General features: G+C 62.1%; 32 protein-coding genes and 1 tRNA gene. 17 read left to right on the top strand and 16 right to left on the bottom strand.

From position 1 onward, the window contains the following. Positions 1–8: 8 nt before the first annotated feature. From accC to CO676_RS26785, 4 genes are all read right to left on the bottom strand, one after another. Entirely contained in the window at positions 9–1,352 is a 1,344-nt protein-coding gene (gene accC, locus CO676_RS26800; RefSeq protein WP_097523334.1) for an acetyl-CoA carboxylase biotin carboxylase subunit, read from the bottom strand. Between the two features lie 12 nt (positions 1,353–1,364). Next, entirely contained in the window at positions 1,365–1,844 is a 480-nt protein-coding gene (accB, locus tag CO676_RS26795; RefSeq protein WP_097523314.1) for an acetyl-CoA carboxylase biotin carboxyl carrier protein, read from the bottom strand. 23 nt (positions 1,845–1,867) lie between these two features. Next, positions 1,868–2,314, bottom strand: coding sequence for a type II 3-dehydroquinate dehydratase (gene aroQ, locus CO676_RS26790; protein ID WP_097523313.1), 447 nt, complete (start codon positions 2,312–2,314; stop codon positions 1,868–1,870). A gap of 145 nt (positions 2,315–2,459) precedes the next feature. Then, the gene (locus CO676_RS26785; RefSeq protein WP_097523333.1) at positions 2,460–3,227 is read right to left on the bottom strand and encodes a DsbA family protein; all 768 of its coding nucleotides are present in this window, start codon (positions 3,225–3,227) and stop codon (positions 2,460–2,462) included. Positions 3,228–3,455: 228 nt separating this feature from the next. Between CO676_RS26785 and CO676_RS26780 the strand changes: the two genes are divergently transcribed. Further along, positions 3,456–4,613, top strand: coding sequence for an aminotransferase class I/II-fold pyridoxal phosphate-dependent enzyme (locus CO676_RS26780; RefSeq protein ID WP_097523312.1), 1,158 nt, complete (start codon positions 3,456–3,458; stop codon positions 4,611–4,613). A gap of 86 nt (positions 4,614–4,699) precedes the next feature. On the opposite strand, the gene CO676_RS26775 is transcribed toward CO676_RS26780, so the two are convergent. Next, positions 4,700–7,477 (bottom strand): ribonuclease E/G, encoded by a 2,778-nt coding sequence (locus tag CO676_RS26775; protein WP_014764081.1) that lies wholly within the window; start codon positions 7,475–7,477, stop codon positions 4,700–4,702. Between the two features lie 781 nt (positions 7,478–8,258). Between CO676_RS26775 and CO676_RS26765 the strand changes: the two genes are divergently transcribed. From CO676_RS26765 to prfB, 3 genes are all read left to right on the top strand, one after another. Continuing rightward, complete coding sequence (locus CO676_RS26765) at positions 8,259–9,476, top strand: N-acetylmuramoyl-L-alanine amidase (RefSeq protein WP_179875657.1); 1,218 nt, start codon at positions 8,259–8,261, stop codon at positions 9,474–9,476. A gap of 326 nt (positions 9,477–9,802) precedes the next feature. Further along, entirely contained in the window at positions 9,803–12,256 is a 2,454-nt protein-coding gene (locus CO676_RS26760) for a penicillin-binding protein 1A (RefSeq protein ID WP_097523310.1), read from the top strand. A gap of 108 nt (positions 12,257–12,364) precedes the next feature. Continuing rightward, a protein-coding gene (prfB, locus tag CO676_RS26755) for a peptide chain release factor 2 (RefSeq protein ID WP_097523309.1) occupies positions 12,365–13,496 on the top strand; the annotation gives its coding sequence in 2 pieces (ribosomal slippage) (positions 12,365–12,433 and positions 12,435–13,496; 1,131 coding nt in all). A 62-nt stretch (positions 13,497–13,558) separates the two neighbouring features. On the opposite strand, the gene CO676_RS26750 is transcribed toward prfB, so the two are convergent. Both CO676_RS26750 and CO676_RS26745 read right to left on the bottom strand, forming a co-directional pair. After that, the gene (locus tag CO676_RS26750; protein WP_014764085.1) at positions 13,559–14,047 is read right to left on the bottom strand and encodes a hypothetical protein; all 489 of its coding nucleotides are present in this window, start codon (positions 14,045–14,047) and stop codon (positions 13,559–13,561) included. Positions 14,048–14,147: 100 nt separating this feature from the next. Next, positions 14,148–14,918 (bottom strand): NAD kinase, encoded by a 771-nt coding sequence (locus tag CO676_RS26745; RefSeq protein ID WP_097523308.1) that lies wholly within the window; start codon positions 14,916–14,918, stop codon positions 14,148–14,150. Positions 14,919–15,073: 155 nt separating this feature from the next. Here CO676_RS26745 and CO676_RS26740 point away from each other — a divergent pair. Further along, positions 15,074–15,149, top strand: a tRNA-Thr gene (locus CO676_RS26740). Positions 15,150–15,172: 23 nt separating this feature from the next. Here the strand turns inward: CO676_RS26740 and CO676_RS26735 are convergent. The 9 genes from CO676_RS26735 to CO676_RS26710 form a co-directional block, all read right to left on the bottom strand. Beyond that, positions 15,173–15,430, bottom strand: a complete 258-nt coding sequence (locus CO676_RS26735; RefSeq protein WP_097523307.1) for a hypothetical protein — start codon at positions 15,428–15,430, stop codon at positions 15,173–15,175. Positions 15,431–15,519: 89 nt separating this feature from the next. Further along, positions 15,520–15,693: a hypothetical protein gene (locus CO676_RS35460; protein ID WP_179875656.1), complete on the bottom strand. Its 174-nt coding sequence runs from the start codon at positions 15,691–15,693 to the stop codon at positions 15,520–15,522. After that, positions 15,690–16,880 carry a hypothetical protein gene (locus CO676_RS26730; RefSeq protein WP_097523306.1) on the bottom strand — a complete coding sequence of 397 codons (1,191 nt, stop codon included), beginning with the start codon at positions 16,878–16,880 and terminating at the stop codon, positions 15,690–15,692. Before CO676_RS26730 ends, CO676_RS35460 begins: the two co-directional genes overlap by 4 nt. Before the next feature lie 129 nt (positions 16,881–17,009). Further along, a complete protein-coding gene (locus CO676_RS35455) occupies positions 17,010–17,156 on the bottom strand; it encodes a hypothetical protein (RefSeq protein WP_179875655.1) in 147 nt (48 codons plus the stop codon). Further along, positions 17,153–17,428: a hypothetical protein gene (locus tag CO676_RS26725; protein ID WP_097523305.1), complete on the bottom strand. Its 276-nt coding sequence runs from the start codon at positions 17,426–17,428 to the stop codon at positions 17,153–17,155. The genes CO676_RS35455 and CO676_RS26725 overlap by 4 nt, the downstream gene beginning before the upstream one ends. Beyond that, a complete protein-coding gene (locus CO676_RS26720) occupies positions 17,425–17,688 on the bottom strand; it encodes a hypothetical protein (protein WP_097523304.1) in 264 nt (87 codons plus the stop codon). The genes CO676_RS26725 and CO676_RS26720 overlap by 4 nt, the downstream gene beginning before the upstream one ends. Next, complete coding sequence (locus CO676_RS35450) at positions 17,688–17,849, bottom strand: hypothetical protein (protein WP_179875654.1); 162 nt, start codon at positions 17,847–17,849, stop codon at positions 17,688–17,690. Before CO676_RS35450 ends, CO676_RS26720 begins: the two co-directional genes overlap by 1 nt. Then, positions 17,846–18,148, bottom strand: a complete 303-nt coding sequence (locus tag CO676_RS26715; protein WP_097523303.1) for a hypothetical protein — start codon at positions 18,146–18,148, stop codon at positions 17,846–17,848. The genes CO676_RS35450 and CO676_RS26715 overlap by 4 nt, the downstream gene beginning before the upstream one ends. A gap of 307 nt (positions 18,149–18,455) precedes the next feature. Continuing rightward, the gene (locus CO676_RS26710) at positions 18,456–18,998 is read right to left on the bottom strand and encodes a hypothetical protein (RefSeq protein ID WP_097523302.1); all 543 of its coding nucleotides are present in this window, start codon (positions 18,996–18,998) and stop codon (positions 18,456–18,458) included. Between the two features lie 172 nt (positions 18,999–19,170). Between CO676_RS26710 and CO676_RS34805 the strand changes: the two genes are divergently transcribed. From CO676_RS34805 to CO676_RS26660, 12 genes are all read left to right on the top strand, one after another. After that, the gene (locus CO676_RS34805; RefSeq protein WP_127630048.1) at positions 19,171–19,380 is read left to right on the top strand and encodes a hypothetical protein; all 210 of its coding nucleotides are present in this window, start codon (positions 19,171–19,173) and stop codon (positions 19,378–19,380) included. Beyond that, on the top strand, positions 19,373–19,600 hold the full coding sequence (locus tag CO676_RS34800) for a hypothetical protein (protein WP_144340202.1): 228 nt from the start codon (positions 19,373–19,375) through the stop codon (positions 19,598–19,600). The genes CO676_RS34805 and CO676_RS34800 overlap by 8 nt, the downstream gene beginning before the upstream one ends. Next, positions 19,593–20,525, top strand: a complete 933-nt coding sequence (locus CO676_RS26705; RefSeq protein WP_097523301.1) for a phage Gp37/Gp68 family protein — start codon at positions 19,593–19,595, stop codon at positions 20,523–20,525. The genes CO676_RS34800 and CO676_RS26705 overlap by 8 nt, the downstream gene beginning before the upstream one ends. A 134-nt stretch (positions 20,526–20,659) precedes the next feature. Then, positions 20,660–21,133 (top strand): hypothetical protein, encoded by a 474-nt coding sequence (locus tag CO676_RS26700; RefSeq protein WP_144340201.1) that lies wholly within the window; start codon positions 20,660–20,662, stop codon positions 21,131–21,133. Next, positions 21,130–22,248: a toprim domain-containing protein gene (locus CO676_RS26695; protein ID WP_097523299.1), complete on the top strand. Its 1,119-nt coding sequence runs from the start codon at positions 21,130–21,132 to the stop codon at positions 22,246–22,248. The genes CO676_RS26700 and CO676_RS26695 overlap by 4 nt, the downstream gene beginning before the upstream one ends. A 5-nt stretch (positions 22,249–22,253) precedes the next feature. Beyond that, entirely contained in the window at positions 22,254–22,583 is a 330-nt protein-coding gene (locus tag CO676_RS26690) for a hypothetical protein (RefSeq protein ID WP_097523298.1), read from the top strand. Further along, positions 22,580–22,864: a DUF2312 domain-containing protein gene (locus tag CO676_RS26685; RefSeq protein ID WP_097523297.1), complete on the top strand. Its 285-nt coding sequence runs from the start codon at positions 22,580–22,582 to the stop codon at positions 22,862–22,864. The genes CO676_RS26690 and CO676_RS26685 overlap by 4 nt, the downstream gene beginning before the upstream one ends. Before the next feature lie 27 nt (positions 22,865–22,891). Then, the gene (locus tag CO676_RS26680) at positions 22,892–23,083 is read left to right on the top strand and encodes a hypothetical protein (RefSeq protein WP_097523296.1); all 192 of its coding nucleotides are present in this window, start codon (positions 22,892–22,894) and stop codon (positions 23,081–23,083) included. A gap of 3 nt (positions 23,084–23,086) precedes the next feature. After that, positions 23,087–23,584, top strand: coding sequence for a hypothetical protein (locus CO676_RS26675; RefSeq protein WP_097523295.1), 498 nt, complete (start codon positions 23,087–23,089; stop codon positions 23,582–23,584). 35 nt (positions 23,585–23,619) lie between these two features. After that, positions 23,620–24,036: a hypothetical protein gene (locus tag CO676_RS26670; RefSeq protein ID WP_097523294.1), complete on the top strand. Its 417-nt coding sequence runs from the start codon at positions 23,620–23,622 to the stop codon at positions 24,034–24,036. Next, positions 24,036–24,308 (top strand): DUF2158 domain-containing protein, encoded by a 273-nt coding sequence (locus CO676_RS26665; protein ID WP_097523293.1) that lies wholly within the window; start codon positions 24,036–24,038, stop codon positions 24,306–24,308. The genes CO676_RS26670 and CO676_RS26665 overlap by 1 nt, the downstream gene beginning before the upstream one ends. Positions 24,309–24,356: 48 nt before the next feature. After that, complete coding sequence (locus CO676_RS26660; protein WP_097523292.1) at positions 24,357–24,590, top strand: hypothetical protein; 234 nt, start codon at positions 24,357–24,359, stop codon at positions 24,588–24,590. Positions 24,591–24,616 lie beyond the last annotated feature (26 nt).

The raw sequence follows: 24,616 nt of genomic DNA, 5'->3' as shown, positions 1-24,616 counted from the left end.
CTCTTACCCTATGCGGACGTTGCGGCCAGATGGTGCTCCAGCCAGTGGATATCGTAATCACCATTGGCGATATCCTGATTGTTTATCAGTTCCTGGAAAAGCGGCAACGTCGTCTTGATGCCATCGATGACAAACTCGTCGAGCACACGGCGCAGCCGCATCATGCATTCGACGCGCGTCCGCCCGTGGACAATCAGCTTGCCAATCAGGCTGTCATAATAGGGGGGAATCCGATAGCCCTGATAGGCGCCGCTATCGACGCGCACGCCGAGGCCGCCGGGCGCGTGGAAATGCGTGATCGTGCCCGGGGAGGGCACGAAAGTGCGCGGATCCTCGGCATTGATGCGGCATTCGATGGCATGACCGGAGAAGACGACGTCTTCCTGCTTGACCGATAGGCCACCGCCCGATGCTACGCGGATCTGCTCGTGCACCAGGTCGATGCCGGTGATAGCTTCGGTGATCGGATGCTCGACCTGCAGGCGCGTGTTCATTTCGATGAAATAGAACTCGCCCTCCTCGTAGAGGAACTCGATCGTGCCGGCGCCGCGATACTTCATCTTCTTCATCGCGTCGGCGCAGACCTGACCGATCTTCATGCGCTGCTCGACGTTGAGAGCCGGGGAATTCGCTTCCTCCCAGACCTTCTGGTGGCGGCGCTGCAGCGAGCAGTCGCGTTCGCCGAGATGGATGGCATTGCCTTCGCCGTCGCCGACGATCTGGATTTCGATATGACGCGGCTTTCCGAGAAATTTCTCCATATAGACCGCGTCGTTGCCGAAGGCGGCCGCCGCCTCGGTGCGTGCCGTCGCGACGGCATGCTCGAGATCCTCTTCCGTTCTGGCGACCTTCATGCCGCGCCCGCCGCCGCCGGCCGTCGCTTTGATCAGGACTGGGAAGCCGATCTCGCGGGCAATCTTAAGAGCGTTCTCGGGCTTCACTTCGCCGTCGGAGCCGGGAACGACCGGAATGCCGAGCTCCTCCGCGGTCTTCTTGGCGGTGATCTTGTCGCCCATCAGACGGATGTGCTCGGCCGTCGGGCCGATGAAGGTGATGCCGTGCGCCTCGAGGATATCGGCGAACTTGGCGTTTTCCGAAAGGAAGCCGTAACCCGGATGCACCGCATCAGCGCCGGTGATCTCACAGGCAGCGACGATCTGATGGATGTTCAGATAGCTTTCGCGGGATGGCGGCGGACCGATGCAGACGCTCTCGTCGGCCAACCGGACATGCATGGCGTCGCTGTCTGCGGTCGAATGCACGGCCACGGTGGCGATGCCGAGTTCCTTGCAGGCGCGCAGCACGCGCAGAGCGATTTCACCGCGATTGGCAATGAGGATTTTCGAGATCATCGCCATCGTGCCTTATTCGATCACGATCAGAGGTTCGCCATATTCGACCGGAGCGGCGTCTTGCACGAGAATTTCCGTCACCTTGCCGGAGCGGGGAGCCGGGATCTGGTTCATCGTCTTCATGGCCTCGATGATCAGAATCGTCTGGCCTTCCTTGACCGTCGCGCCGACCTCGATGAACGGGCGGGCGCCCGGGGCCGGGGAGAGATAAGCCGTGCCGACCATCGGCGCCGTCACCGCGTTTTTCGTATTGTGGCCACCTTCGAGAGCCGCGGCGGGCGCGGCGACCGGCGCAGGTGCCGCGGACATTGCCGGATGCATCTGGTAGGCGGGCATTGCGTGCATGGGCATCGCAACAGGCGTGCCGTTCCGCGAAACGCGGATGCGCAGATCGTCCTGTTCCACTTCGATCTCGGTCAGGTCGGTATCCTTGAGGATATTGGCGAGATCGCGGATCAGCGCCTGATCGATACCCGGTTTCTTGTCAGCCATGGGATGTGAGCCTCGTGTACTTCTTATTTCGACGTGTTTGTCAGGTTCTTTAGCGCATGCAGCGCCAGAATGTAACTCTGCGCGCCGAAGCCGCAGATCACGCCCTTGACGGCCGGCGCAATCATCGACTTGTGGCGGAATTCCTCGCGCGCATGGATGTTGGAAAGATGCAGTTCCACGACCGGAACCGCGATCGCGCGAATGGCATCGTGCATGGCAATCGACGTGTGCCCATAGGCGGCCGGATTGATCGCCACGCCGGCGGCCTTTTCGCCCGCCTCGTGCAGCCAGTCGACCAGCACGCCTTCGATGTTCGATTGGCGGAAATCGACGTCGAAGCCCATGAGCTTCCCCTCCGCTTTGCACATCGCCTCGATATCGGCCAAGGTCTGGCCGCCGTAGATGCCCGGTTCGCGCTTGCCGAGGGCATTCAGGTTTGGGCCATTCAGCACAAAAATCGTCGAGGACATAAGGGATTCCGGTCTGGTGATGGGAGGTTACCTATAGACCGATGGTTCCGTGAGGGAAAGCCCCCCGGGTACCCAGGGGATTTGTCCACAAGTCATAGGCTGAATTGAGGGAACCGGCTGTGACGCGTTCCGTGTCGCTGCTCGGTCAGCAGGCCGTTTTGCCGCATTCACGCAGATTGGCGACCTTGCCGGTGAGCTCGGCGGCGCCGACGGCGCCGTAAACCGCCTCGTTGCCGATCACATAGGATGGCGTGCCGGTGATGCCGAGATCATTGGCGAGCATATAGGCTTCGCGCATCGAGGCGTCATTCGGGTCGTCTTCCATTTTGGCGCGCAGTTGCTCTTCGGTCACCCCCAGCTTGGCAGCAACGGCGATCGCCGTTTCCTCCGTGGCCCGCTCTTCGGCGCCAAGCAGCGCGCGGTGGAAATCACCGTATTTCTCCGGTGCGAGCACGCGGAACGCGGCGCTGACCTTGTGAGCGGCGAGCGAATCGGGGCCGAGGATGGGGAGCTCCTTCAGCACGAAGCGCACGTTCTTGTCCTTGGCGAGGATCTCATCCATGTCGGAGAGTGCCCGCTTGCAATAGCCGCAATTGTAGTCGAAGAACTCGACGATGGTGATGTCGCCCTTGGGATTGCCGAGGGTCGTGTCGTAGGCGGAATTGAAGATCGCCTTCTTGTTGTTGGCGATCGCGGCTTGGGACACTTCCTGCTGCTTGGCGCGCTGTTTGGCAGACAGCGCTTCCTGTACTTCCAGCATGATCTCCGGATTGGCGAGGAGATACTCCTTGATGTAGGCGCCGATCTCTTCCTTTTGCTTTGCGTCGAGCGCCGCCGCGGACTGGGGCAGGGCGATGCCGCCTGCGAGCGCAATCAGCGCTCCGGCGGCGATCATCTTCTTCTTGAGCGTCATCATTCCCTCGTTGTCTTCTCGTACCTGTCTGTCGCCCATTTCGGACTGCCGCGTCAACGCATCTTCGAAGGCAACGACAATAGCTAGCCTGCCGTCGATGCGAGCATAGGGTGCGCGGGCGCGAAACGAAACGGCAAAATCGGCCGAATTGCGGCGCTCCCATACTTGTGAAGGGTGAAACGATCGGGCAAAGGGGCGGGATGCCAGCCAACTTATGAGGATCAGCCATTGGCACAGATTTCGAAACGCAGCGCGGTCGAACCGTTTCATGCCATGGATGTACTGGCGGAAGCGACGCGTCGCCGCGATGCCGGCTATCCTGTCATATCTATGGCAGTCGGCCAGCCCGCCCATCCCGCGCCGAAGGCGGCGCTCGAGGCGGCGCGGCGGGCGTTGGAGCACGGTCGTCTCGGCTATACGGACGCCCTCGGCACGCTCTCCCTGAAGCGGGCGATCGCCGCCCACTATCAGAGCCGTCACGGGGTCACGCTTGATCCGCAACGGATCGCGATTACCACTGGCTCCTCGGCGGGCTTCAATCTGGCCTTCCTGGCTCTCTTCGATCCGGGCGACTGCGTCGCCATCGCCCGTCCCGGCTATCCCGCCTATCGCAACATCATGGCCGCACTCGGCCTGAGTGTGGTCGAGATCGAAGCGAATGCCGAAACCGGCTTCACGCTCACGCCGGAAAGCCTGGAGCGGGCCGCGGCGCAGGCCGGCAAGCCGCTGAAGGGGGTGCTCCTCGCCAGTCCGGCAAACCCGACCGGCACGGTCACGGGCAAGGCGCGCCTGAAGGCGCTCGCCGACTATTGCCGAACACAATCGATCGCCTTCATCTCCGACGAGATCTATCACGGGCTGACCTTCGCCGGCGAAGAGACCTCGGCGCTGCAGATCGCCGATGACGCGGTCATCATCAACTCTTTCTCGAAATATTATTGCATGACCGGCTGGCGCATCGGCTGGATGGTGCTGCCGGAAGCCCAGATCCGGGTCTTCGAGAGAATCGCCCAGAGCCTCTACATCTCGCCCCCGGAGCTTTCGCAGATTGCCGCCGAAGCGGCGCTCGGAGCGCATGAAGAACTGGACGGTTACAAGCGATCCTATGCCGCAAACCGCGATCTCCTGCTGAAGCGCCTTCCCGAAATCGGTTTTTCGATCGCATCGCCCATGGATGGCGCCTTCTATGCCTATGTGGACGCCCGCCGGTTCACCAATGACAGCATGGCATTTGCCCGTCGCATGCTGGCCGAGATCAACGTCGCCGCCACACCAGGCTTCGATTTCGATCCGCTCGAGGGGCACCGCACCATGCGCTTTTCCTACGCGGGTTCGGCCGCCGACATGGCCGAAGCGATGGACCGCATTGCAGGCTGGTTGAAATAGCCGGCCTCCTGCGCTGCTCGGCCGATAGTCGCAATAAAAAAGCCCGGAGCGATCCGGGCTTTCTTGTTGGTAAGCTCATGGTTCCTTTAGAAAAAGCCGCGGCGCTGCCACCAGCCGCCCTTTTTCGGCTTGGCCGGCTCTTCTTCGGCTTCGCCCTTGGCGACGTTCGAGGTCACGACGGGCTCTGAGGCAATCGTCGTCAGATCGCGGTTCGCGCGTGCGGGCTTGGCGCCTTCCAGGTCCGCGGCCGCTTCTTCCACCGCAGCAGGGACGGGTTCGTTCGGCTGCGCTTCGATAGCCTGTTCGGCGGCTGTGTCGGCATTTTCCGCCGGTGCCTCGGCCACGACGGCCTTCTTGCGGCTGCGCTTCGGCTTTGCCGGCTTTGCTTCCTCTGCCGGGGGCTCTGCGACGACAGGCGCGGCATCCACGACCTGTTCGATGGCCGCGGCGGCAGCAACATCCGCATCCTCCGCCTCCGCCGCTTCCTCGGCATCAGCCGGTTCTTCACCGGATTCCGCCGCAAGAGCGGATTCGCCCTCGGCTTCCGACAGCTCCGGCCGGTTGCGGCGGCCGCCCCGCTTGCCGCGACGGCGGCGCTTGCGCTTCTGGTCGCCGTCTGCCGTTAGAGCATCCTGGGCTTCGCCTTCGTCCTCGGCATCGTCGGCTTCGTCAACTGCGCCATCGTCCATGTCTCCGGCTTCGGCGGCGGCCGATTCCGGCGTTTGGCCTGCGCCCTTGCCGCGGCGGCGGCGGCGGCGCTTGCGCTTGCGGCCATTCTGGTCGTCGGACTGCTGTGCCTTCGGCTGCTCCCGGCGTTCGGCGGTGATCTCTTCCGCTTCTTCTTCGTCCAGATCTTCCTCGATGACGACGTCTTCTTCGTCTTCCGGTTCAGGCGCGAAATGCAGGATCTGCTCGATCTTCACCGGATTTTCGACCGGTTCGCCCCGGTCGATCGCGAAGTGCTGCGCGCCCACATGGGCATCGGCTTCGATAATGATGGAGACGCCGAAGCGCCGTTCATAGTCGGTGATCGTGCCGCGCTTCTGATTGAGCAGGTAAAGCGCGATTTCCGGGATCGTGCGGACGGTGATGTCGTGCGTGGTGTTCTTGAGCAGATACTCCTCGATACCGCGCAGGACATGCAGCGCGACGGACGACTGCGAGCGGACATGGCCCGTGCCGTTGCAATGCGGGCAGGACTGCATCGTGCTTTCGAGCACCGAAGCGCGAATGCGCTGGCGCGACATTTCAAGCAGACCGAAATGCGAGATGCGGCCGACCTGGATACGCGCCCGGTCGTTCTTCAGGCAATCCTTGAGCTTCTTCTCGACGGCGCGGTTGTTGCGCTTTTCTTCCATGTCGATGAAGTCGATGACGACAAGCCCGGCGAGGTCGCGAAGACGCAGCTGCCGCGCAACCTCCTCGGCCGCCTCCAGATTGGTCTGAAGCGCGGTGTCCTCGATCGAATGCTCGCGGGTGGAGCGCCCGGAGTTCACGTCGATCGAAACTAGCGCTTCGGTCTGGTTCATGATGATGTAGCCGCCCGACTTCAGCGTCACCTGCGGTTGCAGCATGCGATCGAGCTGGGCTTCGATGCCGGATCGCGAGAAGATCGGATGCACGTCGCGATAGGGCTGCACGACCTTCGCGTGGCTCGGCATCAGCATCTTCATGAAGCTCTTGGCTTCCTTGTATCCCTCTTCACCGGAAACGATGATCTCGCTGATGTCTTTGTTGTAGAGATCGCGGATCGAGCGCTTGATCAGGCTGCCTTCCTCGTAGACGAGGCAGGGGGCGGTCGAATTCAGTGTCAGCGTGCGGACGTTCTCCCACAGGCGCATCAGATATTCGAAGTCGCGCTTGACCTCGACCTTCGTGCGGTTCGCGCCGGCCGTGCGCAGGATCACGCCCATGCCCTGCGGCACGTCGAGCCCGCGGGCGATTTCCTTCAGGCGCTTGCGATCCTGCAGGTTGGTGATCTTGCGGGAGATGCCACCGCCACGCGCCGTGTTCGGCATCAGCACCGAATAGCGGCCGGCAAGTGAAAGATAAGTGGTGAGCGCTGCGCCCTTGTTGCCGCGTTCTTCCTTGGCAACCTGAACAAGAAGGATCTGCCGACGCTTGATCACTTCCTGGATGCGATACTGCTTGCGCGGCTTGCGGGCGTGGCGGTCCGGAACTTCTTCCATCGCGTCTTCGGCACCGACGGACTCGATGATTTCCTTCTCGCCGTCATGGCCGTCGTCATCGTCATCATCATCGTCGTCGCGGCGACGGCGCGCATCGACGTCCTCGGAAATCGAGTCGACATCGACCATCGCGGCCATTTCACCGCTGCTGCCCTCTTCGCTGGCTTCGGCGTCGCCCGGAGCTTCTTCCTTCTGCTCGCTGGCCTTGGCTTTCGGCCGGCGCGTGCGCTTCGGCTTGGCCTTGGGCTTCTCCGCCTCGACTTCCGTTGCCTCTTCCGGCGTCTCGGTTGCAGTCTCGGCGGCCTCGGCCGGAACCTCGTCCTTTGTCGGCGCCGCGGCATGATCGTTTGCGGTTTCGACCGGCTCGATGTCGTCCTCGCGGCGGGCGTCCTCGGCTTCGGCCTTCAACAGGGCCTGACGATCGGCGAGGGGGATCTGGTAGTAGTCGGGGTGAATTTCGGCGAAGGCCAGAAAGCCGTGGCGATTGCCGCCGTAATCCACGAAGGCCGCCTGGAGCGACGGCTCCACTCTGGTCACCTTGGCCAGATAAATATTGCCGCGGATTTGCTTCTTATGTTCCGATTCGAAATCGAATTCTTCTATGCGGTTCCCGCGAACGACAACGACGCGCGTCTCCTCTGAGTGAGACGCATCGATAAGCATTTTCTCTGCCATCTAAGTTCTGCTCCTCGGCGCAGAGCAACGGCAGACAGAGGCACTTCGCGTTGAAGGCTGTCGAACACGTCGGAAACTGCGCCGGATGTGAAAGGTCCTGTTTGGCGCAGGTGATGGTGCAGCAGCCAGACGGCGGCCGGAACGATTCCGTCCCGGGGCCTCTTTACTTCTGACCGATGCTGCTGAGTCACATCAAAGACCAAACAAGAATGCCAATGTCCTGGACCTCGAGGGGAGGCCCGATGAATACGCCCGCATGCGGGCAGTCGGTGAAAATCACCATCAAGAACTCCGGCCACCGCCGGAAATTGCGATCCAGTGTACGGGAGGAAATGCAGCGACGGCGGATGAATACCTGCGGCCGCGGAAGCTTGATACGGTTGCAACCGGCTGTTCCGGCTCGATCACTTCCCTGGCGCCAAGCTTCTCTAAAGCTCCGGCTGCCCGGCCGACGATTCTATCCCGTCAACACTTTCTCCTTGTGACGCTTTTATGTTTTCTATGTCACATTGGCAAGGGAAAAGCCTTTGACGCCACAATATTGATCGATTCGCTTGCCCGGGTGAAATCAGGTGTTCGATGAACCTTGCATCGGTTCGAACCGTGTCGCATTTGGTCGCTTTCGGTGGCCTTGCGTCAAGGTTTGGTTAACCATGACGGTTCATTGGTGGGCAGGTCATGGTCGCGGTTCCTGGGGGACTTGCGCCGGATTTCGAATGACAATGGGGGAGCCCGGGTGAAGCGTTCCGCAACAGAGCGGCATTGGCCGCAGGCGAAAAGGATGTCGCGCCGCGCCCGGTCCGTGGCCGCCGTCCTGTTTGCGGCGGTGGCCGTCCTGCTGCCCGTCGCGAGCTGGGCAGCCGATGGGAATGCGCCGTTATTGGCTTATGGGGCGCGAGTCGCCGGCGACGACGCGCGCACGCGCCTCGTGATCGAATTCGATCGCAACCCCGAATACTCCATTCATTACGTCGCAAATCCGGTTCGCGTCATCATCGACCTGCCGGAGACGTCCTTCGGCCTTAAGCCGGAGAGCTTGGAACCACGTGGTCTCTTCGATGCAATTCGCTATGGCGGCATGGGGGAAGGGGCGTCGCGGCTGGTACTATCCGCCAAAGGGCCGACGGAAGTGACCCATGCGGAAGTGAAGCCGGAGGAAGACGGCAAGGGCTTCCGCCTGGTCATCGATGCCGAGAGAATCGATCAGGCCCGCTTCGACAAGCTTCTGGGCGATCAGCAGTGGACGGGAACGGTGCGCGCCGCCAAGACCGACCGTCCGACCCTCGCGCCGGCAAAGGTTTCCGGAGCGTTCGTGATTGCCGTGGATGCAGGACACGGTGGCATCGACACCGGCGCCATCGGCACCGTCACCAAGACGGAGGAGAAGCACGTCACGCTCGACTTTGCACGGGATCTGGTGGCGACGCTCAATCGCGAGGCCGGCATCGAGGCCTTTCTGACGCGGGATGCCGACGAATTTCTGTCTTTGCCGCAGCGTGTCCAGATCGCCCGTCAGAAAAGCGCCAACCTGTTCATTTCGGTCCATGCCGATACGCTGAAGCAGAAGGACATTCGCGGCGCCACCGTCTACACGATCTCGGACAAGGCGTCCGACCATCTCGCGGCCGATCTCGCGGCGCGCGAAAACCTCTCCGATGAGATCGCCGGCATACCGCTGGAAAGCGAACCGGCGGAGGTTGCCGACATTCTCATCGATCTCACCCGCCGCGAAACTCAGGCCTTTTCGGTCAATCTGGCACGGAGCGTCGTCTCCTCCTTCGAAGGGCAGATCGGACTGATCAACAATCCCCACCGCCATGCCGGCTTCCGCGTCCTGCAGGCGCCGGACGTCCCTTCGATCTTGCTCGAACTCGGCTTCATGTCGAACAAGGAGGACGAGAAGCAATTGCTCGATCCGGTGTGGCGCAAGAAGGTCTCGGAACTGCTGGCCGTTGCCGTCCGACGCTACCGCCAGGCGGGGGTTGCGAACGGCGGATGAGCGGCTGCCTCCCCTACACAAGCGGGAAGTGATTTGTGTCGCCGGCGTAACAGCGATATGCTTTTCAGCGAGATGCGCACGGTATAACCGAAAACCAGCCCTATTTTACTCACAATCCGGGCCTTTTGGGGGAAGGGCATCCCGATTTGTTGGGAAACGATGTTGAAGCTTGAGTTTCCTCGCCATATGAGGGAACCGGCGAAGCGTGTGGCTTTCGTGCCAGGCGATTTCTGACGAAAGAGCTTGGCGCGGTCGCTTGGCTTTGGACAGTGGGTCTTTCGAATGGCGACCCGGCAATGGGACAATAAGGTACCGGTATCTGGCTGATGATCAGACTGATAGGATATTTTTTCGGGATTGGTGCGTTTCTGCTGCTCGGCGTCGCCGCGGCCGTTGCGATCTATCTCGGGGCGATCACCAAGGATTTGCCTGACTATGAGGTGCTGGCCAAATATGCGCCGCCGGTCACGACCCGCTTTCACGCCGGAAACGGGGCGCTGATCGCCGAATATGCGCGCGAGCGCCGCCTCTACCTGCCGATCCAGACCATACCGGATCGCGTCAAGGCGGCCTTCATCTCCGCCGAGGACAAGAACTTCTACCAGCATCCGGGCGTCGACGTGACCGGCCTCGTGCGTGCCATCGCCGTCAACATCCAGAATTATGGCTCGGGCCGCCGTCCGGTGGGTGCCTCGACGATCACCCAGCAGGTGGCGAAGAACTTCCTGCTCTCTGCCGATCAGACGATCGACCGCAAGATCAAGGAGGCGATCCTCTCCTTCCGCATCGAGCAGGCCTACAGCAAGGATCGAATTCTCGAACTCTATCTGAACGAGATCTTCTTCGGTCTTAATTCCTACGGCGTTGCTGGTGCGTCGCTTACCTACTTCGACAAGTCCGTGACGGAACTGACCGTCGCCGAGGCCGCCTATCTTGCGGCGCTTCCGAAGGGACCCGCCAACTATCACCCGTTCCGCAAGACCGAAGCGGCGATCGAACGCCGCAACTGGGTGATCGATCGCATGGTCGAAAACGGTTACGTGACCAAGCCGGATGGCGAGGAGGCGAAGAAACAGCCTCTCGGCGTGATGCCGCGCCGCGGCGGCGCCCATCTTTTCGCGTCCGACTACTTCGCCGAAGAGGTGCGTCGGCAGATCATCCAGAAATATGGCGACAATGCCCTTTACGAAGGTGGTCTCTCGGTGCGCACGTCGCTCGATCCGCACCTGCAGATCATTGCGCGCAAGGCGCTGCAACATGGGCTGTTGGGCTATGACGAGCGCCGCGGTTTTCACGGACCGGTCAAGACGATCGAAATCGGCGGCGACTGGGGCGAGCCTCTGAGCAAGATCCCGGTATTGAACGACGTGCCGGAATGGAAACTCGCCGTCGTGCTCGCCGTCGACAGCGAAGGGGCAGAAATCGGCATCCAGCCGGAGAAGGAAGCGTCCGGCAAGATCGTTGCGGAACGCGTCACCGGACGCATTTCCGCAGAGAACATGCAATGGGCCTATCGCGCCGCCGGCGGCCAGCGCAAGAGCGCGAAGTCCCCTGAAGGCGTCGTCGGCCCCGGCGATGTCGTCTATGTCGAGCCGCTCGATCAGCAGGGCCAGTACCGACTTCGCCAGCCGCCGAAGGTTCAGGGCGGCCTGGTGGCGATGGACCCGCATACGGGCCGCGTCCTGGCAATGGTCGGCGGCTTCTCCTATGGCCAGTCGGAGTTCAACCGCGCCACGCAGGCGATGCGCCAGCCCGGTTCCTCCTTCAAGCCCTTCGTCTATGCGGCAGCCCTCGACAGCGGCTACACCCCCGCCTCGGTCATTCTCGATGCGCCGATCGAGATCGTCGCCGGCGGTCAGGTGTGGCGGCCGGAGAATTACGGCGGCGGCTCCGCCGGTCCCTCGACGCTGCGCCTCGGCATCGAGAAGTCGCGCAACCTCATGACGGTGCGGCTTGCCAACGACATGGGCATGAACCTCGTCGCCGAATATGCCGAGCGCTTCGGCATCTACGACAAGATGCCGCCGCTTCTTTCAATGTCGCTCGGCTCCGGTGAGACGACCGTGCTGCGCATGGTTTCCGCCTACGCCGTCATCGCCAATGGCGGCAAGCAAATCAAACCGTCGCTGATCGACCGGATCCAAGACCGCTACGGCAAGACCATTTTCCGGCACGAGGACCGCACCTGCGACAATTGCAACGCGGACGATTGGACCGAGCAGGAAGAGCCGGTCTTGACCGACAACCGCCTGCAGGTGCTTGACCCGATGACGTCCTATCAGATCACCTCGATGATGGAGGGCGTCATCACCCGGGGTACGGCGGCGGGCAAGATCCAGCTTGATCGCCCGGTCGCCGGCAAAACCGGCACGACCAATGACGAAAAGGATGCCTGGTTCGTTGGCTATACGCCCGATCTCGTCGCCGGACTTTATCTCGGCTTCGACGATCCGGCACCGCTCGGCCGCGGTGCGACGGGCGGCAGCCTGTCGGCGCCGATCTTCAACGCCTTCATGCAGGAGGCTGTCAAGGGAACGCAGCCCGGCAAGTTCGTGGTGCCGGAAGGCATGAACCTGATCCCGGTCAACCGCAAGACCGGCATGGCGGCGGTCGAAGGCGAGCCGGACACGATCATCGAAGCCTTCAAGCCCGGGACCGGTCCGGCCGAAACCTTCTCGGTCATCGGCGATCTCGATGAATATGCGCCCCCGGAGGAGATCCTGAAGAACTCCCCGCAGGCCAATCAGGCGGTTACCTCCGGCTCCAACGGCCTCTTCTAAGCGCTCCCTCCAATACGATGCCCGTCGCCTTTACATTGGCGGCGGGCATCGCTATTTGACCCTCACATTTGTGAAGCCACACCAAGAAGCCACACAAGAAGCAGGAACATGCGCAGCGAAATCGAGAACATTGTCGACGAAATCAAGCAGGCCATAAGCCTGCTGAGGAGGCATCTTTGACTGGGACCAGGCGGTAAGACGACTGGACTGGTTGAACAACAAGGCGGAGGATCCGTCGCTCTGGAACGATGCCGCCGAGGCCCAGAAACTGATGCGCGAGCGCCAGCAGCTCGACGACAGCATCACCGGTCTGCGCCGTTTCGAGCGGCAGCTCAACGATAATATCGAGCTCATCGAACTCGGTGAAGAGGAAGGCGATTCGGCAATCGTCACCGAGGCCGAGGAAGCGCTCCGCGAGCTTCGCAACGAGGCTGCGAAGAAACAGGTCGAGGCCATGCTTTCGGGCGAGGCGGACCAGAATGACACCTATCTCGAAGTCCATTCGGGCGCCGGCGGCACCGAAAGCCAGGACTGGGCAAACATGCTGCTTCGCATGTATTCCCGCTGGGCCGAGCGCCAGGGCTACAAGGTGGAACTCCTGGAAATCCAGGACGGCGAAGAGGCCGGTATCAAGTCGGCGACGCTCCTCGTCAAGGGCCACAACGCCTATGGCTGGCTGAAGACGGAATCGGGCGTCCATCGGCTCGTCCGCATCTCGCCCTATGACAGCAACGCGCGCCGTCACACCTCGTTTTCGTCTATCTGGGTCTATCCGGTCGTCGACGATTCGATTCAGATCGACGTCAACGAAAGCGATTGCCGCATCGACACCTATCGTTCGTCGGGCGCCGGCGGCCAGCACGTCAACACCACCGACTCGGCGGTGCGCATCACGCATATGCCGAGCGGCATCGTCGTACAGTGCCAGCAGGAGCGTTCGCAGCACAAGAACCGCGCCAAGGCCTGGGACATGCTGCGGGCGCGGCTCTACGAAGCCGAGCTCAAGAAGCGCGAGGAAGCGGCCAATGCCGAAGCCGCTTCGAAGACCGAGATCGGCTGGGGTCATCAGATTCGCTCCTATGTCCTGCAGCCCTATCAGTTGGTGAAGGACTTGAGGACCGGCGTCGAAAGCACGAGCCCTGGCGACGTGCTCGACGGCGAGCTCAACGACTTCATGGAGGCGGCCCTTGCCCACCGCGTCAGCGGCGGGGCGGATGCGGTCGTCGAGGACCTGGGCTGAACGTTCCGAACGGGATATGCGACAATCGGCCGGGTGCTCCCCGGCCGTTTCTATTCTGAGGCTCAGTTGGTCGCCCGCTCTATCTTGATGTCGCCGACTTCGTCGATCAGCACCGTCCAGGATTCCGGTTCGCTGGCGGATGGGTCCGTCTTCAGATAAACGGTCGCGAACATTCCCGGCTGCCGCGTGATGCCTGTCGAGGTTTCGGGCCGAATGTCGGTGACGAAGGGCTTCATCGCCGAGAATTCCTCGAGTTCGGCGGAAGAGATTACTTCGGGACCGGACGGCGTCGAGGCGATCTGCTGGAGATGGATGCGTGCGGTGCCGTCCGTCTGCCGGACGGCAAGCAGCTTATAATAGCCGCGCTGTGCGGCAGCCGACCCTTGCGGGCTGCCGGCCGGATCGTCCGACGGCTCCGGGCCGGCCCCGGCCTCCCAATAGCCTGTACTGGTCACGAAGGTGACGTTCGACGGAACGATCTCGCCGTCCTGCGCCCGTAGAGCGCCGGCAGCCAAAACCAGGCAAAGCGCGATCGACAGGGGCTTGTACATCGTCGAGGGTCCCTCATGAATGTCTGGTGTTCATCGCCGCGATGCAGCACGGATGACAACCGCTTCTGCAGAATACCATATTGGTCTGCAACGTGTGATTTCAATTGGAGAACTGTTCGGCCAGGATGCGGTCGGACCACGAATGGTCCGGATCGGAAAGAATGCGGGCCGTGAGCTTTTCCGATTCGGCGATGCGCACCCGGACGACGGACTTGACCTCCTGGTGGTCCGCGACGGCATTGACCGGCCGCTTTTCGGCCTCGATGATCTCGATCTCGACGGTGACCCGATTGGGAAGCAGGGCGCCGCGCCAGCGGCGCGGCCGGAACGGACTGACCGGGGTAAGCGCGAGAAGAGGGGCCTCCAGCGGCAGAATCGGCCCGTGCGCGGAAAGGTTGTAAGCGGTCGAGCCGGCCGGTGTTGCCAGGAGCAGCCCGTCGCAGGTCAGTTCATCGAGCCGCACCTTGCCGTCGACAATGACCTTGAGCTTCGCGGCTTGGTAGGACTGCCGGAAAAGATAGACCTCGTTGATCGCCAGAGCGGTGAATTCATTGCCGTTGGCGTCAACCGTACGCATTTCCAGGGGGTGGAAGGCGTTGTCGACGGCGCTGGCAATGCGCTCGCGCAGGTTCTTGGTGCTGTAACGGTTCATCAGGAAACCGACCGAGCCGCGATTCATGCCGTAGACGCGCTTACCGGTGTTCATCGTCCTGTGCAGCGTGTGCAGCATGAAACCGTCGCCGCCAAGGGCGACGATCACGTCCGCCTCCTCCGGATCGTGATCTCCGTACAATGCCTTGAGTTCCTTTGCCGCCTTTTGCGCATCTTCGGCCGTCGAGGCTATGAAGGCGAGTGTGCTGAACTGGGTCATGCATTCAGTCCGTTTGTCGTTGCGGCGGCGAAGGGGATCGATGCCATGCCTGTTTTTCTGTCACGCCCCTGCGGCGAGTGCACCCGAAATTTTTAGGGGAGCCGCATTTTTGCTTTACACCGGGAAGGAATATGGTAACTCCCGTGGGCAAATGTGCCCTTATAGCTCAGTTGGTAGAGCGGCTGATTTGTAATCAGTAGGTCGGGAGTTCGAGTCTCTCTGGGGGCACCACCACGCCTTGCGGCGTAACGGCTTCACTGAATTTCCGACTTTTCTTCCGACATGCCTTCCGACTTTTCCGACGCTCTTTGGTCGGACGTGTCGGACGCGTGATTTTCCAGCAGCCAAGCGACAGCCGCCTTCCTCGTCGGAAAGCTGAGACGGCGTGCGGGATAAGTCCCGACGTCGCCCGCCTGGCGGGGCAGGTAGGCCGCCCAGCGCTCTGCCGGCAGGTTGCCAGGGAACTTCTCGATATGGCCGATCAGCTCGTCTTCGATCGTGACGTTGATCATGGCAGCCTCCCCTCGGCCAGTTTCTCTGAGAGCATCCGGGCGTGCTCAAGCTCGACTTCCCTCGTTGCCTGAATGCCGGTGTGTTTCTGTCAGGCGGCGATGACGATCGGCATCATGCGCGGGTCGCGCTTGTGGATGGTGTCGAAGAACAGCATCAGGCCGACCGCGACGTCCTCGTTGGTGCCGTGCATGCTGTTGTGGACGCTCGCCAGTGCATCGCAATAGGTGGCGGCGATCGCGAGCGGTTTCGGTCTCTCGGTCAATTCGTTTCCTCCTTCTCGAACCATGTGATCATCTTCGCCATCGCGCTGTCCGCAAGATCCGGGTTCATGGCGAGGTAGTGTTTCAGGATGTCGTTGGCCGTCTTGAAGCTGTGACCGGTGATCGCGCAGATCTGCGGGATGGTGCAATCTGCCATCGCAAGCCAAGTGACGGCGGTGTCGCGGAAGTCCTGGTCGCGGAGCGTTTTGAGGCTCGGCAACTGCCTGGCGGCCGCGCGGCGAATGTCTTCGTATCGGCGGCGGTAGCGATCGGCCTTGAAGGGCTTCCAGTCCTCCTCGTTGAGGATGACGTAGGGGGAGATCACCTCGGCCGTCTTTCGCCGCTGCTCGGCCGCCAGGAGGCGTTTGCGCAGCTCCGGGGCCTCCGGCATGGAGACGATGACTTTCGTCTTTCCCTGGCGAAATGTGATGCGGCCACGTTCACGGCCGGCGAGCTGGAATTCGAGGCGGTCGGCCTGGCGCTGGCCGGACCATACGGCGAGCGTGTACATGTCGCCCATTTCGTGGGCGCCCATGGCGTCGGCCGTCTCGACCAGCACCTTCATTTCCTGCTTCGTGGCGAACCGGATGCGCGGATCCGGCACCTTCATCCGGAGCTTGTGCGCCGGGTTGACGTGCATATCCGGAAACTTGCCGCGATCCATTGCCCATTGCAGGGCAATGCCGAGGATCCGCATCGCGCCAGCCGCCGTCGCTATGCCCGCCTTGGTGCGTAGCACATCATAGAGGCCGATGCAGATCGGCTTCGTCAGCGCCTCGGCCTCGGCCGCATAGACGTCCGGCAGATGGTTTTCGAATACCTTCGCCTTCTGTCGGTAGTCGCGCATCGTGTTGTCGGCGCGGTCGGCGATCGACGGGTTTTTCGACACGTTCAGCCAATCGTCGAAGAGCTGGCGGACGGGATAGGTAGGCTTGAGCGCCGGCGAGGCAGGGACCTGCGTCGGCTCGTGCCGGCCTGTCTTTCTCATGCGGGCCTTGCGCTTCTCGCCGGCGAGCTGCTTGGCGAAAGCATTCGACCAGTCCAGCGCCTCGCCAGCGGTCATCCAGCGGCCGTCGGCCGTTTTCAGATCCTCGCCCTTGTAGCCGAGCTTGCGCAACGTCGGCGAAGGCTCGAAGCGCGGGCGACCGTCTCGCCAGGCGACATGTTTGATCTTGGGATTGGTACTCATATGCGCGTGCTCCATACGCGTTGAACAAAAGGAAAACCCGGCGGCCACGCGAAACAAAGACCGCCGGGTTCAATCTGACCGCTGGGCGAACTGGGGGCGCGGTCAGGGCAGGGAAGGGTGGTCGCCCCGTCAGGCGGCGGGCGGAGCGACCCTCGACGGCCGTCGGATGCGGGACGCCGCGTCGAGCTGGATGACCAGGTAAACGAAGCCAAAGCCGAGTGCTTGGCCGGCGAGAACGGCGATCGGCGCAAGGAGGATCAGCGACGAGGGCGTCATTGCACGAGCCTCAGTCGCGGCCGGCGATGGCGGCAGAGCGACATGATCTCGGCGCCGGTCTCGTGCTCGACCAGGAGTGATGCCGCCTCCACTATAAAGGCAGCGCGGGCAGCGCTCGCGATCGTCTGCAGGCGAATGAGGCTTTCCATATCTTCACGGGCCCTGACCAGGTCGCGCAGATACTCGACCATCCGGCTCATGATCTCGTGGTCGCTGGCCTGCTCCTCGAGTGCGCGCAGCAGCGCGTGCGGATCTTCGGGGACGGCCGTCATCGCCCGCCGCCTTTCAGCCGTTCGGCTGCGACCATGCCTGCCTGTGTGAGGGAAATGCGGCCGCTGACCTTCACCAGCTCGTGACGCTGCAGCCCGGCGATGGTGCGAATGTGAACCCGCTTGTTGCCGATGCGCCAGCCGCCGGCCTCGGGCGCCTGGTGCTTGAAGAAGTTGATCGCGCCGAGTGCGTTTTGTTCAGCCTGGGACAGCGTCTTGCGCGGGTTTAGCACGGCCGGGTTTTCGGAGAGAGGCGTGCTCATCAGCGCGCCTCCGCTGGCGGTGCCTTGCTGTCGGCATCGTCGCAGCCACGGCAGGTTTCGATTTCCGTCCGGAAGGCGTTTCGCGCGCCAGCGGACATCAGCAAATAGGCGGTGTAGTCGATCCGGTGCTGACCGCAGCGGCAGGCGATTTTGACGCTCATGCCGCGTTGCTCCCGACATACTTGGCGGTGAGCGCCTGGCGATCGTCATGCACACGGATGGACGCGATACTTTTACCCATTGCAGACGCGGTCGCGGCGGCCTTTTTGTCGCCGTAGGTTTCGAGCCAGCGCATGACCGCTGCCCGCCAGTAAAGGCCGGAGGGCAGCGGCGCCGGAAAACCTTCGGAGGCAATCAGCCGCTTCTTGTGCCGGGAGAAGGTCTCCGGCGTCCAGCCGATGATGGTGGCGACTTCGCGCTGCGTCATCGTCGGGTCCAATTCCTTCATTGCTGAAATCATGCTTCGCGTCTCCATCAGCCCAAATCACTACGCTGATGAAAATGTCACTGAAAAAGTGATTTCGCAATCTTTAATTCATGAAAAGAGTGAAACTGATGACTTTGTATTAGTGAAGCTGCGGACAACTGCAGGGTTCAAAGCTGGGGATAACCGCGAAAAAGGAACGTTCCTGAGTTCAGTGTTAGCAACGGGTTAAGGAACGTTCCTGAGTTCAGTGCCGCCGAAAGCGCCGGGAACGTTCCTCAATTCAATGTGGTGGGGTAAACCGGAAACGTTCCTGAATTCAGTGCATCGCGTCGCAAATGGATCAGGCGGCGCGGCGCTCGCGGAACGAGGCGACGACGACGCCGCTGACGATCACGCGGTCGTTGTCGATCAGGAGGGGCTTCATCAGGTTCGGGTCCATGGTCGCGGCGACCAGGAAAGGATCCTCGAAGATCCGAAAGACGGTCTCGGCGCGTCCCGTGCGGTCATAGACCTGCGCGCAGACGACGTCACCTACTTCGGGCCGGGCATTCAGGTCAACCATCATAACGTCGCCAGGCAAGTAGCCGACGTGCTCAAGGCAGCGCGAGCGCAGGATCCATGGATCGACGCCGTTCCGCCCGGCCTTCAGAGCCTGGACGGCGCCGTCGATCGATTGCATGGGCTCGGCGTCGTAACGGGAGCTTTCCTGCTCGGCCAGGCCGCGGGGCTTCCCCGAGACGGAATGCTCGTAGGCCTTGATCCCCGTCGCCTCCTCGATGCGCGCGATCGTCGCGTCTTCAAGCATCGCCTTGTTGTCGGGATCGTTGCGGAATTTCGCGAAGGTCGAGGGGTTGGTCTTCGTGCGACGCGCAAGCTCCGCCACTCTCCATCCCTTGGCTTCAAGGACGAAGTTGAACCACTGCAGCTGTTGTCTACGACCGTTTTCCACAACGCAAAACTAAGGTGAGGCCGTTCACTAAAAAATCGCGCAACCTTCACTTGACGAAATCACGCAAATCACTCTTTTCATGAATTAAGTGAAAAGGGAATCCGCCATGACTCTGACATGGAAAGTTATCGACAACTGGCGTGAGCAGCGGGGAATGCAGCGTTCCGAGCTGGCCCGCATCGCCGGCATTCCGGAGCGGACGATCTACGCCGGACTTCGGAAGAATTCCCGCCTGCAGGCTGCAACCACGAAGATCATGCAGTCGATCTTCCCAGAGAAGTTCGACGACAGGGGAGAGGTTCGGCGCGATGGCTGAGAACACCCTTGCCGAGGCTTTGGAAGTCGCAGCCGGTTCGGAGCTGTCATACGGCAGCTTCGAGCGGCGCACCGTCAGCGATGGGCATGTGGCGCGTGTTCGCCGGCTTATCGTCCGGTTCCTGGAGAACGTCGACGATGACCTGACCGTGGTCGATCTCCGTGAGGGGCTGGACGCGGTTCGCGGCGGCGATCAACAAGACGAGGAAGATCATGGCTGAGAACTCGGCGATCTCCTGGACCCATCACACATGGAACCCGTGGATGGGCTGCACGAAAGTCTCTCCCGCGTGCGACGGATGCTATGCCGAGGCGCTGATGGACAGGCGCTATGGCAAGGTGCAGTGGGGCCCCCACGGCGAGCGTGTGCGGACAAGCGTCCATAACTGGAACGAGCCGTTGCGGTGGCAGCGGCGCGCCGAGGTGGATGGCACCACGCCGTTCGTCTTCTGTGCCAGCCTCGCCGACATCTTCGACAACCAGGTGCCGCCCTCATGGCGCGCCGATGCCTTCGGCGTCATGCGGCGGACGCCAAACCTCGTCTATCTGCTGCTGACGAAGCGGCCGCAGAATATCGTCAAACTGGCTGATGCCGCCGGCGGACTGCCGGAAAATGCGGCGATCGGAACGTCGGTCGAGGATCAGAAGCGGGCGGATATCAACCTGCTCGCCTTGGAAGTCGCGAAGATCGAGCTTCGGCCTCTCTTCACGTTCGGTTCGTTCGAGCCGCTTCTCGGCCGCGTCGTGATCCCGCCGGCCCTCATGCCTGACTGGATCATCGTAGGCGGCGAGACTGACCAGCTCGACCACAAAGCACGGCCTACTCATCCCGATTGGTTCCGCAGCTTGCGCGACCAGGCAGCAGCTGCCGGCAAGCCCTTCCATCTCAAACAGAACGGAGAGTGGCTGGCCGGTGAAGTCTACAGCATCGGCGATCGCGGTGGATTTTGCCGTCATATGGACGGGACCGAGAACGTTCACACCGGCCAGCCTGATCATTGGTGGTCGGGAGACTGTTTCGGCGGCGTGATCAGCACGCGCGTCGGTAAGCGCAAGTCAGGCCGACTGCTCGACGGTATCGAGCACAATGCCTTTCCGATTATTCCCGCCGTGGCAGGCGGCTCGCTCCGGCACCCGTTGCCGTAGCAATGTTTTCTCTTCCGCCGATTTGTACAGCGTTCGGCCACTCAAGTGGGCTGAAAATGAATTGTATTGCCGACATTGATGCGGCCATCAAAGCCGCCGGGTTATCCGAAGACGAAGTTTTACGGGCCGCGCAGATGGCCCCCCGATACCTCTATTTGATCCGAACCGGCCGAAAGCCGCTCACCAGCAAGACGACGGCGCGCATCAAGCTTGCAGTCTCCGAGCTGAAGCGCCAGCGGCGGATGGTGGAAAAGGAAAAGGCGACCGACGGCAAGCGCCCGTGGGAGAGCCGATCGGCGGCGCAGTATCGGATCGCGGTATCCTTCGTTGCTTTGGCCGCCGGCGTAAAGCCTGCCTTCATCCTCGACGCCGAGCCATCGAGGCGGGCGACGGCGGATCCGCAATGGCTGCGCGCAGCCCGCCTACGTCGGATCGCGCTCTACATCGCTAACCAATATCTGCATGTCGACCAGGCCGATCTCGCGCGGGCCGCGAGCATGAGCAAGGCGAATGTTTCGATCACCATGAAACAGGTTGAGGACGATCGGCAAAGCGATCCCGAGATCGAGGCCATCGTTACCGCAGTGGAGGGGGCTTTCGAGGGATGAACTCGGCGCGCGACAACGACACCGCCCTGGTGAAGGAAGAGCTGAAGCGCCGGATCGAGGGCCTTTGCTCTAAGCTTTTGCCGGACGGGCGTCGGCAGGGGCGGCTATGGGTCGCGCACAATCCGGTGACCGGCGACTATTCCCAAAGCCCGGAATTCAAGGTGCCGCTCAATCGCGACGTCGGCGCCTGGGTCGATTGGCGCACGGGCGAAAAGGGCGATGTCATCCGTCTGATCGAATACGTCAACCGTTGCGACTTCAAGGAAGCGCTCGACTGGGCTCGCGATTTCCTCGGCATGCGCAACATGTCGCCGGCGCAGCGGCGCGAGCTCGCCGATCGCGCCAAGGCAGAGCGCAAGCGGGCCGACGACACGGCCGAGCAGCGGCGGTTGAAGCGCATGGCCGACGCCGAGAAGATCTGGATGGGCGGCTACCAAGACGGCTCTGCCTCGACGGCCGAAACCCATGCCCGCCGTTACTTCGCGACCAGGCACTGCCCGCTCGAAGGCATTGATAACCGCGATCTGGCGACGTTTCGTTTCTCGGCGGGCCAAGAGTTCTGGCCAAGGGCGCAATTCCGTCACGAGAACGGCCGCCGGATCAAAGTACAGGCCGGGCCGCGCTTCCCGGCCGTGCTTTCGGCCATGCGCCTGCCGACAGGGCAGGTGGCCGCCGTGCACATGACATTCCTTTCGCCGCTCGGGCCGCAGAAGCTGCCCGTCAGCAAGAACGAAAACGCCAAGATCATGTTCGGCGAGGCGCGCGGCGCGATGATCCGGATTTCCCACGGCCCGGAAGGCGAGCCGCCGGAAACGGCGACCAGGCCGCACCCGCTCATCCTCTGCGAGGGGATCGAGGACGGGCTTTCGCTGGCGCGCGCCTGTCCCGAGGCCCGCGTCTGGGCCGCCGGCAGCCTGTCTGCCATGGGCTCGGCGCCGATCGACCTTCCCTGCATCTCGGCCGTGGTGATCTCCCGCGACAACGACTGGGAGAAGGCGACCGCGATCAAGCAGTTCGACCAGGTGTGGGAAGCACTGTCGAAGGCCGGCAAGCCGATGACAATCATCGAGAGCCATGTCGGCAAGGATTTCAACGACCTGATACAGGAGGAATAGGGGCGATGCATCAAGCGCAGCCAGCCGAGCAGCCAGAGCCGGCCGAACATGTCTGGTTTTCGAAGGCGTTTCTCGACGTTGGCGCCGAGCGCCGGCGGCAGATCGAGGCCGAGGGCTTCGACTATCAGCATGATGATGCCCACAACAAGGGCGAACTGGCGTTCGCGGGGATTGCCTATCTCATGGCGGCCGTGAACCCCAACGCTGCGTATGCGTGGTGGCCGTGGTCATTGGACTGGTTCAAGCCCGGATCGATCCGACGAATGCTGGTGAAGGCCGCCGCCCTGATCATCGCCGAGATCGAACGGCGAGATCGGGCGGAGATACGCCCATGACCTATCCCAGCAACAGCGGAACCGACACGCACGGCATTGCGCGTGACCAGCTGCGCGCCTTCATCGAGCGCATCGAGCGCCTGGACGAAGAGGCGAAGGCCCTCAACGACGATCGCAAGGACGTCTACGGCGAGGCCAAATCCATGGGGTTCGACACCAAGATCCTGAAAAAGGTGATCGCGATCCGTCGCCAGGACCATGACCAGCGCATGGAAGAGGAGGCGCTTCTAGACACGTACCTGCAGGCCCTCGGCATGGTGCCGGCGGCAGAAGAGGAGTGATGAGCATGTCAAAGAAAGGGAAGGGAAATGCGGAAAATCCAGCAGAAAACCAGCCGCAGACTGTCAGCACGGCGGTTCCGCCGGCAGCAGTGGCACCGGAAACTGAAACGGCACTGGTACTCGGTGATCGTGGTGCCGCTGCAGCGGGAGGGCTTGAACACCAGACAGCATCGCATGCTGCGACGGCTGTCGATACCGCTGGGCATCTTGGAGGCGTGAGCGATGGGGAAGGTGCACAAAAGGGCCTGGCCAGGGGGAAAGAACCTGAAGCCAGTGCCGAGGGGACGGACGCCGGTGCAGGCGATACCGGGACCGCGGCCGAGATCGGCGGAGGAGCGTCGGCAGAAGGAGGAGTATCGGCTGGCGCTGGCGAAGGGGCTTTATCCTCTGGGGGAGGAGTTGCTGACCCTGCAGACATCGATGCAGCAGGCGCGGGCGGAGACAATGGAGGCGTTCTTTCTGTCGGGCTCGGTGATGTCCACCAACTCGGAAACACCGCAGGCGCTGACGGCGGAAGCGCTGTTGGCGATTGTGGATCTGGTCAAGGGAACGCCGGCACCGAGGCGGGAGCCGATCGAGGTGACGGAAGCGGAGTACCAGGCGCTGAAGGAACTGCCGGTAGCGACGACGCCGCAGGAACTGGCGATATTAGCCTCAATCTATGGAACGGCGGTGATGGTGGTGAAGCCGCAGGCAGTACTGACGGGCAAACTCACGTAGACGATCCGACCCTGTCGCCGATCGACGGCATTGTCGTGGCGGGCGAGGAGGCCTGCGCCTCCGTCATCTATTATCTGACCGAGTTCTGGGAGTTCGACCAGGAGAAGCTGGCCCGGCTGGCGATCCTTGCCGGCGCCGAAAACTCGAAGGCGACGAACGCGATCGCCGAGCTGGTGCGCCGGATCGGCAAGCAACGCGCCACGCCGGCCGTTTGCGCCCAGCAGCTGAAGATCCTCAAGCTGATCGACGATCCTGAGCTTTCCGACGTCGAAACGCTGATCGTTGGGACCTTCATTGACGTGCTGGCCGGGATCGAGGCTTTCGAGAGGGCCGAAGTTGCGCGCCTGGCGGCGGCGGCCGGCGTGCCCGAGGAGCGCAAGCCGATCCCGATCCACGAAACCACGATGGAGCTGGTCGACGACACGCTCGATACGTTCGGAGGGCAGGGCTGATGGCCAATGCTCAAACTGTGCGCGCGGCTGTCGCGAAAACGCAGCCATTTCCGCCAGCGCCCGAGCCGGATCCGTTGCCCTTTAAGATCGGTGATGTGGTGCAGCTAAAGTCGGGCGGTTTCCGGATGGTCGTTCATAGCATTTCGTGCAGCGGGTTCTTTGCTTGCTGCCTCTTCTGCTCCGGTTCGACGATCGAGGAAAACCAGATCCCGCTCGCGTGCCTACAGACCTACGAGCCACATCTCGACTGGGCACGTGACATTCCGTTTTGACCAACCCGGCCTGGCAATCCCGCCTGACCGCAGTACGAGGAGAAGAGCATGAAAGACCAAATGGTGGACAGCGGCAGCGATCAGCGCACCGCGAATAACACGATGCGGCATCAGTACCGCGTGCTGTCCGACGAAGAGAAGGCGCGCATGTCCGCCATCAAGGATAAGGGCGCCGAGCTGCTCGCCCTGATCGAGAGCTGCGGTTCGAGCCGTGAGCTGTCGATCGCCAAGACCAAAACCGAGGAAGCCGTCATGTGGGCGGTGAAGCACGTCACGGCCTAGCGCCGGACCCATGCCCGCCGCGCCAG

The organism is Sinorhizobium sp. BJ1, assembly GCF_002531555.1.
Classification (GTDB): Bacteria; Pseudomonadota; Alphaproteobacteria; order Rhizobiales; family Rhizobiaceae; genus Sinorhizobium; species Sinorhizobium fredii_B.
This window is presented reverse-complemented; position numbering and strand designations above follow the sequence as displayed.

Bases quoted from the DNA above. Each gene is read 5' to 3' on its own strand.
- accC (WP_097523334.1), bottom strand. From the start codon at position 1,352: ATGATCTCGAAAATCCTCATTGCCAATCGCGGTGAAATCGCTCTGCGC.
- accB (WP_097523314.1), bottom strand. From the start codon at position 1,844: ATGGCTGACAAGAAACCGGGTATCGATCAGGCGCTGATCCGCGATCTC.
- aroQ (WP_097523313.1), bottom strand. From the start codon at position 2,314: ATGTCCTCGACGATTTTTGTGCTGAATGGCCCAAACCTGAATGCCCTC.
- CO676_RS26785 (WP_097523333.1), bottom strand. From the start codon at position 3,227: ATGACGCTCAAGAAGAAGATGATCGCCGCCGGAGCGCTGATTGCGCTC.
- CO676_RS26775 (WP_014764081.1), bottom strand. From the start codon at position 7,477: ATGGCAGAGAAAATGCTTATCGATGCGTCTCACTCAGAGGAGACGCGC.
- CO676_RS26765 (WP_179875657.1), top strand. From the start codon at position 8,259: ATGTCGCGCCGCGCCCGGTCCGTGGCCGCCGTCCTGTTTGCGGCGGTG.
- CO676_RS26760 (WP_097523310.1), top strand. From the start codon at position 9,803: ATGATCAGACTGATAGGATATTTTTTCGGGATTGGTGCGTTTCTGCTG.
- CO676_RS26750 (WP_014764085.1), bottom strand. From the start codon at position 14,047: ATGTACAAGCCCCTGTCGATCGCGCTTTGCCTGGTTTTGGCTGCCGGC.
- CO676_RS26745 (WP_097523308.1), bottom strand. From the start codon at position 14,918: ATGACCCAGTTCAGCACACTCGCCTTCATAGCCTCGACGGCCGAAGAT.
- CO676_RS26735 (WP_097523307.1), bottom strand. From the start codon at position 15,430: ATGATCAACGTCACGATCGAAGACGAGCTGATCGGCCATATCGAGAAG.
- CO676_RS26730 (WP_097523306.1), bottom strand. From the start codon at position 16,880: ATGAGTACCAATCCCAAGATCAAACATGTCGCCTGGCGAGACGGTCGC.
- CO676_RS35455 (WP_179875655.1), bottom strand. From the start codon at position 17,156: ATGACGCCCTCGTCGCTGATCCTCCTTGCGCCGATCGCCGTTCTCGCC.
- CO676_RS26725 (WP_097523305.1), bottom strand. From the start codon at position 17,428: ATGACGGCCGTCCCCGAAGATCCGCACGCGCTGCTGCGCGCACTCGAG.
- CO676_RS26720 (WP_097523304.1), bottom strand. From the start codon at position 17,688: ATGAGCACGCCTCTCTCCGAAAACCCGGCCGTGCTAAACCCGCGCAAG.
- CO676_RS35450 (WP_179875654.1), bottom strand. From the start codon at position 17,849: ATGAGCGTCAAAATCGCCTGCCGCTGCGGTCAGCACCGGATCGACTAC.
- CO676_RS26715 (WP_097523303.1), bottom strand. From the start codon at position 18,148: ATGATTTCAGCAATGAAGGAATTGGACCCGACGATGACGCAGCGCGAA.
- CO676_RS34805 (WP_127630048.1), top strand. From the start codon at position 19,171: ATGACTCTGACATGGAAAGTTATCGACAACTGGCGTGAGCAGCGGGGA.
- CO676_RS34800 (WP_144340202.1), top strand. From the start codon at position 19,373: ATGGCTGAGAACACCCTTGCCGAGGCTTTGGAAGTCGCAGCCGGTTCG.
- CO676_RS26705 (WP_097523301.1), top strand. From the start codon at position 19,593: ATGGCTGAGAACTCGGCGATCTCCTGGACCCATCACACATGGAACCCG.
- CO676_RS26700 (WP_144340201.1), top strand. From the start codon at position 20,660: ATGGCCCCCCGATACCTCTATTTGATCCGAACCGGCCGAAAGCCGCTC.
- CO676_RS26695 (WP_097523299.1), top strand. From the start codon at position 21,130: ATGAACTCGGCGCGCGACAACGACACCGCCCTGGTGAAGGAAGAGCTG.
- CO676_RS26690 (WP_097523298.1), top strand. From the start codon at position 22,254: ATGCATCAAGCGCAGCCAGCCGAGCAGCCAGAGCCGGCCGAACATGTC.
- CO676_RS26685 (WP_097523297.1), top strand. From the start codon at position 22,580: ATGACCTATCCCAGCAACAGCGGAACCGACACGCACGGCATTGCGCGT.
- CO676_RS26680 (WP_097523296.1), top strand. From the start codon at position 22,892: ATGCGGAAAATCCAGCAGAAAACCAGCCGCAGACTGTCAGCACGGCGG.
- CO676_RS26675 (WP_097523295.1), top strand. From the start codon at position 23,087: ATGGGGAAGGTGCACAAAAGGGCCTGGCCAGGGGGAAAGAACCTGAAG.
- CO676_RS26665 (WP_097523293.1), top strand. From the start codon at position 24,036: ATGGCCAATGCTCAAACTGTGCGCGCGGCTGTCGCGAAAACGCAGCCA.
- CO676_RS26660 (WP_097523292.1), top strand. From the start codon at position 24,357: ATGAAAGACCAAATGGTGGACAGCGGCAGCGATCAGCGCACCGCGAAT.